Raw genomic sequence first — 7,581 nt, 5'->3', positions numbered from 1 at the left:
GTGTGGGCGGGGTCGTTGATCCAGCCGGCCACCAGGTCGGCCGCGCCCGGGATCGGCGTGGGGGTGCGGGGGAAGCCGTCGTCGGCCGGCGTGTGCAGGTCGTGGTTTCCGGGCAGGAAGCGGACGGTCACCCGGCGGTTGCCGCCCCGGGCGAGCGCCGCGGAGATCAGCCGACTGCTCTCGGCCGGCACCGCCCGCCGGTCACGGTCGCCCCACAGCAACAGCACCGGCTGGCGGAGCCGACGCCAGGCGGGCAGCGGATCGTAGTCGGCCGCCGGGTACAGCCCCGCCGACGACACCAGCCGCAGGGCACGGGACACGGCGCCGGGCATGGAGCCGGACATGCCCGCGTGCCTGAACAACTGCTCGTCGGCCCAGCCGGCCTGCCGGGCGGGGTCCAGCCCGGCGGCGCCGATCGTCACGACGAACCGGACATCCTGCGACTTCGCGGCGGCCAGCGACGCCGCCCAGGCCCCCTCGCTCAGCCCCCACAGGCCGCTGCGCGCGGGGTCGACGCCAGGCTGCCGGTCCAGGGCACGCAGAGCGGCCAGCGCGTCGTCGCCCAGCTGGGCGTAGTCGTGGTGGAAGGTCGAGTAGCCGACGGTCCGCTTGTCGTAGACGAGGGTGACGACGCCGCGCCGGGCGTAGCTCTCGGCCTCCGGGCGCAGGGCAGTGGTGGCGGGGGTCGCGTGCACGGCGCTGGTGGAACCACTGACCATCACCAGACCGGGTCTACGGGTCGCCTCGGCAGGGAAGTCCGAGGGGGCGAAGACGGTGCCGTGCAAGGTGAGCCCGCCAGAGCCGGTGAAGGAGACGGAGCGGGTCGTGACCGGCGCAGGAGCCGGTGGGGCGGCGGCAGCGGTGCCCGTCAGCAGCGCAGTCGCCGCAACAGCCACGGCTGACGCGGCTGCCACGCGTCGAAGGATTCGAGGGCGCATACCCCCACTCTGCTGCGCACCACGCGCCTGTCCCATCCGGTCATCCCCCGTACGGGAGCGGGGGTTTGCCGCGCCCGACCCGGGGGGACTGCCCCCTCGACTTTCGTCGTCCTGACTACTCGCCAGGTCTCAAGGGCTCGTACCGTACGTCGTGCTCGCGGGCGAGGTAGTGGGCCGAGCGCACGGTTTTCGCGTGGGTCTCCAGCCACAGGGCGTAGCCAATGGATGCTGCTTGGGCTTCGGTGACGTGCAGGTGCCAGATGTTGCCGTGGTCGGCTCGCTGCGCCGCGCGGACGGCTGCTTCCAGGCCGGGTGCGGGGGGCTGGCGAAGACGGGGGCCGAGTCGGAGGTAGAGCCGTACGGCGTCCATGGCCTGCGGCCGGAGGGTGATCTCCCGGGTCCCTTCGGGGTGGTTGGCCGCCGGTACGGGGCGGGTGTCGCGGCGCTCGGGGACGTAGACAAGGGTGTCGTGGCCCTCCGGGGTGAGACGGGCTGCCCATTGTGGCGGTCCGGGGCGCAGGGTCTCGCGGGTGGCGAAGTCGGCCAGCTCGCACAGGCCCATCGATCGAAGACGGTCGACAGCCCGCAGGGTGAGACGCGAGGTGTAGGTGGCCCACCCGTGCTCATACTGGTGTTGCCCGTCGCGCAGGGCGGCGAGGGATTCGTACTCCGAGTCACTGAGGCCCACGGGTGTCCTTCCGGCGGTTCTGGTCTCGGGGCGCATCATGTCTGAGGCGCGCCGTGTCTCGCGGGGCATCGGAGGAATTGCCCGGTGCCGGACCGAGCGGGCGCGGGGCCGTACTTCAGGTAGCCGATCACGTACCCGCGCGGCGCCGTCATGCCGGCACCTTGTCCAGGAAACCGCGCACGTCCTGGATCAGGCCCGACTCGTCCAGCACCAGGACGTCGAATCCGATCACGAGCGGCTCGGCTCCCTCCGGACCCAGGCCCCAGCGGAATCGCACCTGGCGATGGTGGGCGTCGGCCTCACCGATCTGGGAGAACACGAACCCTGGAAACTGCGCCTGGACACCGTCGACGACCGTCGCGATCCCCTCATGGCCGGAGACCTCGGCCATCGGATCGGTGTAGGCCGCCTCGGGCGACCAGTGCTCGGAGAGCAATGTCGCCCGCTCGTCACCGGTCGTGTTCCACGTGGCCAGGTACTGCTGGACGATGTCCTTCATGATCATTTCTCCCGTTCATCCCGATCGGCTGATGTCCGGAATCCTGGCCCGGGCCGGTCGCCCGGTCCATGACCTCACAGGTCATGGCACCCCGGACACGGCCCCTTAGACTCGCGGGCATGAGCGTTGCAGCCGAAGTCCCGCCGGTCGGCGCACTGCTGCGGACCTGGCGTGAACGACGCCGTTTCAGCCAGCAGGAGCTGTCCAACCGGTCGCGGGTCTCCACCAGGCACCTCAGCCGGGTGGAGACCGGCAGGGCGCACCCGACACCGGAGATGCTCATGCGCCTCTCCGAGAGCCTGGATGTGCCGCTGCGGGATCGCAACCGGCTCCTGCTCGCCGCCGGCTACGCACCGCGCTACCAAGATCACCGATTGGACGACGCATCGATCGCGGTGGTGATGGACGGCCTGCGCCGACTCCTCGACGCCCACCTGCCGTACCCCGCGCTGCTGTTGGACGATCACTGGGACATCGTCGACGCCAACGCCGCCGTCGACCGGTTGCTGGCCGGTTGTGCACCGGAGCTGCTGGAGCCGCCGGTCAATGTGGTCCGGGTCTGTCTGCATCCGGACGGGCTGGCCGACCGGATCGGCAATGTCTCGGAGTGGGGCAGCCACCTGCTGCAGCAGGTGAGCCACCGTGCCGAGCGCACCCATGACCAGCGCCACCACGAGCTTGCCGCAGAGATCGCCGGGTACCTCGACACATCCGATGCCGCCACCCCCCGCACAGGCCCGGTGATCACCCTCGAAATCGATATGGACGGCACCCCGCTCCGGTTCTTCAGTACCTCCGCCACTCTCAGCACCGCCACCGATGCCGCGCTGGAAGGGCTGCACCTGGAGACGTTCCTGCCGGCCGACGGCGAGACCCGACGCCGGTTCGATCGGCAGCCGCCATCGCACCCGAGCGCGCCGGACACGCCCAGGCGGTGAAGTTCGCCGCGCCCACCGCAACGGCTGTCGTCGGCGCGGACCCGCAGACGGCGGTCGCGCCCACCGGGCCGGCCAAGACCCGGGAGACCGTCTCGGTCGGTTACCGCCGCGCCCTCGCTGCGCACCGCGAGGCAGCGCCGTCGCGCCGGGATCAGCTCCCGAGGGCCGACGGCATCGCCTCGACCAGGCCGAGAAGGAAAGGGGGAGGGAACAGGATGTGATCGGCCGATGTTTCACCGGCATGACTGTTTACGGTGCAATCAATCGTGATGTCGACGTCGTGGTGGTGGGCGCCGGGCAGGCCGGCCTGTCCGCCGCCTACCATCTGCGGCGGCGTGGCTTCGCACCGTACGACGGCTTCGCCGTACTGGACGCCGACCCGGCGCCTGGCGGGGCCTGGTCGCACCGCTCGCCGTCGCTGCGCATGGCGACCGTGCACGGCTTCCACGACCTGCCCGACTTCGAGCTGCCCGCGCCCGACCCCGCCGCCTCCGCGCGCGATGTGGTGCCGGGCTACTTCGCCGCGTACGAGGCCAGACACGGTCTGCCGGTGGTCCGGCCCGTCCGCGTGCGTGCGGTGCGCTCGCTGGACGACGGCCGGCTGCGGGTCGAGACCGATCGAGGTGACTGGACGGCGCGGGCGCTGATCAACGCGACCGGTACCTGGACCCGTCCCTTCCTTCCCCACTACCCCGGGCATTTCGCCGGACGTCAGCTGCACTACGCCGACTACCGGGGTCCCCGGACGTTCACCGGCCGGCGCGTTGTGGTGGTCGGCGGGGGTGCCTCGGCGGTCCAGGTGCTGTCGGAGGTGGCCGAGGTGGCGGAGACCGTATGGGTGACCCGGACTCCGCCGGTCTATCACGACGGTCCGTTCACCCCCGAGTACGGCCGGGCCGTGGTGGCCAAGGTCGAGGAACGGGTGCGTCAGGGCCTGCCGGTGCGCAGTGTGGTGAGCGTGACAGGCCTGGGCCCGAGCGTGGCGTACAAGCGTGCCGAGGAGCTGGGGGCGCTGGACCGCCGTCCGATGTTCGACCGGCTCACCGAGCACGGGGTGGCCTGGGGTCATCGGGAACTGCCGGTGGACGCGATCATCTGGGCCACCGGCTTCCGCCCGGAGATCGCCCATCTGGCCCCGCTGGGCCTGCGCGGCCCGGGCGGCGGAATCCGGATGGACGGCACCCGCGCCGCTGTCGACCGGCGCATCCACCTGGTCGGCTACGGCCCGTCGGCCAGCACCATCGGCGCCAACCGGGCAGGCCGCACGGCGGCCAACGAGATCGCGAGGCTGCTGGAGGTGTGCGGATCGGCGAATATCGCCGGGTCGCGGTTGGCCGCCGATGACGCCAGCGGCACGGTTGATCCGGCCTTCACCAGGTGGCCGTCGAGTTCGATGTCTTCCAGTGCCACCCTCAGCAGGCTGGGCACGATGGTGAGGTAGCGCATCAGCCCCTCGACCGCCGAATCGGCCGGGTCCGGCTCCGCACACAGCAACGCCCACTGGTCCGGGTGGCGCGGCAATGCAAAGGTTCCCACCGCGATCATGTTGGCCGCGGTGTCCAGCCCCGCCGCGAGGAGCAGGACGCCGATGCCGGTGAGTTCGGCATCGGTCAGGTCGCCGGTGGTGAGATCGCTGAGAACGGCCGGATCGTCCTCGGAGCCCTTGAAGACCCAGAGCCGCGACAGCATCAGCGGTCCGGTCTCACGACCGTCGAAGAACACCCTCCTCCCCCCGATCCGCTGCCGACTCCTGTGTGTTTCAGGCCAACTTGACATCTGCCGGGGCCCGATCTCCGACGGAGAGGTTGTCATGTCCGCGACGTATTCGTTTACTGCGGGCAGCAGCCGAGACCCAAGGAGGCGCACCAGTCTCATGATCAAGCGAATGGCCGTCCTGACGGCACTCATCCCGGCCATGCTGAGCACCACGGTCGGCGTCGCTCCGGCGCACTCCGCGCCACGCGCGACCCCGGCTGTGATCACCCTGACCTACGACGTCGGCGATGCCGGTCAGTGGGCGGGCGCGATCAAGCAGGCCGCGCAGAACTGGAACGACGCAGTGCACAACGTGCGCCTGGAGCCGACGAACACCCCAGGCTCGGCCGACTACATCTACCGGGCGACCAGCGGCTGGCCGCAGAGCACGTTGGGGCCGGTCTTCCCCGGTGGCAACGGTGACGTGCAACTGGGCCGGCAAGCGCTGGACGAGGGATACGACGCGACCCGGATCGCGGCGCACGAAACCGGGCACATCCTCGGGCTGCTCGACGACTACAGCGGTCCGTGCACGGAGCTCATGTCCGGCCACGGCCCCGGCACGTCCTGCACGAACGCCAAACCGGACGCGGCCGAGGCGGCGCAGGTCGACAGGAACTACGCCGCGGGCGCGCAGGCGGTGCGCCCGCATCACCACCAGGTGGTGATCGACATCTGGTCCGGCCGGGTTCCCACCGGTTCGCGCTGACCGGCCGACACCCCTACCGCGTCATCGCAACCTTCCCCGGCGGACAGGCGGCCACCACCTGGGCCGTGACCTCCGGCCCGGACGGTTGCCTCCTCGCCACAGCAGGACCCGGCAGAGGCGTGTGCCGGACGCGTGGCCGAGGTCCTCGGCCGTGCCGTTGCCGGGCCAGTAGAGGCATCCCTGGGCCCTGCGGGGCGCCGCAACGCACCGGCCCCCAGCGGTCGGCGGACCGTACGCTGCGCCCAGCGGCACCGGGGGAGTGCGAGGCAGGCGCCGCGTGGTGAGCCGATCGCCCGAGAGGGCGGTACGCGAGTCGATGCCTGGTGCGCCGTTGCGGTTGTTCAGCGAGAGCGGCGCTTGGCGAGGCGGCGAACGAGCAGGGGGATGACGGTTCCTGCCAGGAGGGTGGTGAGCGGTACGGCGACATTCACCCAGGGGGCCCGGAGGGGTTTGTAGGTAGCGGTGCCGTCTTTGATCTCGATGTAGCCGCGGGGGCGGGCGCCGGCTCCGCCCCCTCCCTGGCCGGTGCCGGCGGCTCCGGCTTCGGGGCCCGTGCCCCCGGCGAATCCGAAGCCGATTTCGGCGACCGGAATGACGGTGATTCCGCCGCTGGTGACGGGTTCGCCGAAGACGGCCGACGCCGAGGCCCGGCTACCGAGCTGTTCGGCCAGGCGCTCCATCAGGGCTGCGGCCGTGTCGGCCTGCGGGACGAGCTGGTCCGGTGTGTCTGGGCTGGTCATCGGGTACCTCCGGGTAGGCGGGTGGACCGGTCGGCGGTTCCGAGGATACGGGGGTGCCTGGCATGGGCCACGTGCGGATCGGTTGCGCAGCAGGGAGCCGGGCACATCACGGCCTTCGCCTCGGACGAGCCGTCAGGGAAGGGCAGTTGCCGGGATCCTACGCGTCTCAGCCCGCACCGTCGGCAGCCGCCCGCCTGCCCGGCCACCCGACCGACCGCACCGCAGATGACCGCGAACGCAGCGGAGCCGTTCCTTCGAGCGGCAGGGCAGGCGTCGTCCGTCGTCGCCCGGCCGATGTGCGTGGCCGCGGCCGCGCAGGTACGAGAGGCCCGGGCAAGCAGTGGCTCGGTACTGCGGCCACCTTCCCTGTCTGACGTGGTCACGCCAGAATCTCTCTCCTCGGCCCGGCCGCACCGGCGGCCGCCGCAGGGAGGGACAGGCATGACACCTCAGCGGTATCGAAGACATCGGCGGAGATACGCGGCCTGCGCGGTCCTGAGCGCAGCGTTCGCGCTGGTCAGCACCCAGTCCCACGCAGCAACCGACCCCCAGCACAGACCCAGGCCCTGGCACGCACGCCACCAGGCCGACATCGGGCGGCAGCACAGCCGCCTCGTCCACTCCGGACACGGGGCGGCCGCACTGAGGCCGGGGACCGGATCCCCCGGAGGGGACGGCGGTTCCGACGAGGCCGGGAACTCGGCCGAGGCATCCGCCCAGTTCACCGAGGCGCGCACCGCGCCCGGCGTGGTGGCGCCCGGTGCCTACGGGGCCGCCTGGCGGCAGTTGCAGTCCATGCCCCGCACCGACGGCGGCTGGTCGCATGTCACCCAGCGCCCTTACGACTCCGACGACCCCCGCTACCGCGACATCAACTCCAACTCCAGCGGCGGCGCCGGCTACGTCACCGGCCGCATCACCGGTGTCGCCGCCGATGACCGGGGCTATGTCTACGCGGGCGGTGCCAATGGCGGCGTCTTCCGCTCCCGTACGGGTGGTGGGCATTGGCAGCCCATCGCCGACAGCCTGCCCTCCCTCTCCACGGGTACGCTCGCCCTCGACCACCCCGGGCGTCTCTGGTACGCCACCGGCGAATCCAACACCGGGGCGACTTCCTTCGTCGGCACCGGCGTCTACGTACTCGCCGATCCCCGGCACGGCACCTTCCGGCCCGGCGGCCGGGTCGGCGGACCGGAGCTGGAGAGCACGGTCATCCATGCCCTGCGTTTCGCCGGTGACACCGTGTGGGCGGCCACCAGCCGCGGCGTGTGGTCGCACTCCACCACGGACCTCTCCGGACCGTGGGCGCTGGAG

The 7,581-nt window shown here is 71.5% G+C and carries 7 protein-coding genes and 2 pseudogenes; 4 read left to right on the top strand and 5 right to left on the bottom strand.

Features of this window, described 5'->3' with window-relative positions; genetic code table 11:
• The 3 genes from K6I34_RS27050 to K6I34_RS27040 form a co-directional block, all read right to left on the bottom strand.
• Window positions 1-914: S9 family peptidase (locus tag K6I34_RS27050; RefSeq protein WP_229329587.1), on the bottom strand; the 914-nt coding region annotated here is incomplete at its 3' end.
• A gap of 139 nt (window positions 915-1,053) precedes the next feature.
• Window positions 1,054-1,626 carry a DUF6417 family protein gene (locus K6I34_RS27045; protein WP_229329585.1) on the bottom strand — a complete coding sequence of 191 codons (573 nt, stop codon included), beginning with the start codon at window positions 1,624-1,626 and terminating at the stop codon, window positions 1,054-1,056.
• 148 nt (window positions 1,627-1,774) lie between these two features.
• A complete protein-coding gene (locus K6I34_RS27040) occupies window positions 1,775-2,125 on the bottom strand; it encodes a nuclear transport factor 2 family protein (RefSeq protein ID WP_229329583.1) in 351 nt (116 codons plus the stop codon).
• A 119-nt stretch (window positions 2,126-2,244) separates the two neighbouring features.
• On the opposite strand from K6I34_RS27040, the gene K6I34_RS27035 reads away from it, so the two are divergent.
• Both K6I34_RS27035 and K6I34_RS27030 read left to right on the top strand, forming a co-directional pair.
• Complete coding sequence (locus K6I34_RS27035) at window positions 2,245-3,063, top strand: helix-turn-helix domain-containing protein (protein ID WP_229329575.1); 819 nt, start codon at window positions 2,245-2,247, stop codon at window positions 3,061-3,063.
• Window positions 3,064-3,304: 241 nt separating this feature from the next.
• Window positions 3,305-4,504, top strand: coding sequence for an FAD-dependent oxidoreductase (locus K6I34_RS27030; protein ID WP_308294064.1), 1,200 nt, complete (start codon window positions 3,305-3,307; stop codon window positions 4,502-4,504).
• On the opposite strand, the pseudogene K6I34_RS38705 reads toward K6I34_RS27030, so the two are convergent.
• A pseudogene (locus K6I34_RS38705) lies at window positions 4,423-4,608 on the bottom strand (cytochrome P450); the annotation flags it as partial. The gene K6I34_RS27030 and the pseudogene K6I34_RS38705 overlap by 82 nt on opposite strands.
• A gap of 328 nt (window positions 4,609-4,936) precedes the next feature.
• Here K6I34_RS38705 and K6I34_RS27020 point away from each other — a divergent pair.
• A complete protein-coding gene (locus tag K6I34_RS27020) occupies window positions 4,937-5,527 on the top strand; it encodes a snapalysin family zinc-dependent metalloprotease (RefSeq protein ID WP_229329573.1) in 591 nt (196 codons plus the stop codon).
• A gap of 341 nt (window positions 5,528-5,868) precedes the next feature.
• Here K6I34_RS27020 and K6I34_RS27015 read toward each other — a convergent pair whose 3' ends face one another.
• Entirely contained in the window at window positions 5,869-6,267 is a 399-nt protein-coding gene (locus K6I34_RS27015) for a GerW family sporulation protein (RefSeq protein ID WP_229329571.1), read from the bottom strand.
• Between the two features lie 441 nt (window positions 6,268-6,708).
• Here K6I34_RS27015 and K6I34_RS27010 point away from each other — a divergent pair.
• Window positions 6,709-7,581 (top strand): annotated as a pseudogene (locus K6I34_RS27010) (glycosyl hydrolase); the annotation flags it as partial.

Origin of the sequence: Streptomyces sp. UNOC14_S4 (assembly GCF_020740835.1) — a bacterium.
GTDB lineage: Bacteria > Actinomycetota > Actinomycetes > Streptomycetales > Streptomycetaceae > Streptomyces.
The sequence above is the reverse complement of the archived record's forward strand: the minus strand, read 5'-3'. Positions and strand labels throughout refer to the sequence as shown.

Bases quoted from the DNA above. Each gene is read 5' to 3' on its own strand.
- K6I34_RS27040 (WP_229329583.1), bottom strand. From the start codon at position 2,125: ATGAAGGACATCGTCCAGCAGTACCTGGCCACGTGGAACACGACCGGT.
- K6I34_RS27035 (WP_229329575.1), top strand. From the start codon at position 2,245: ATGAGCGTTGCAGCCGAAGTCCCGCCGGTCGGCGCACTGCTGCGGACC.
- K6I34_RS27030 (WP_308294064.1), top strand. From the start codon at position 3,305: ATGACTGTTTACGGTGCAATCAATCGTGATGTCGACGTCGTGGTGGTG.
- K6I34_RS27020 (WP_229329573.1), top strand. From the start codon at position 4,937: ATGATCAAGCGAATGGCCGTCCTGACGGCACTCATCCCGGCCATGCTG.
- K6I34_RS27015 (WP_229329571.1), bottom strand. From the start codon at position 6,267: ATGACCAGCCCAGACACACCGGACCAGCTCGTCCCGCAGGCCGACACG.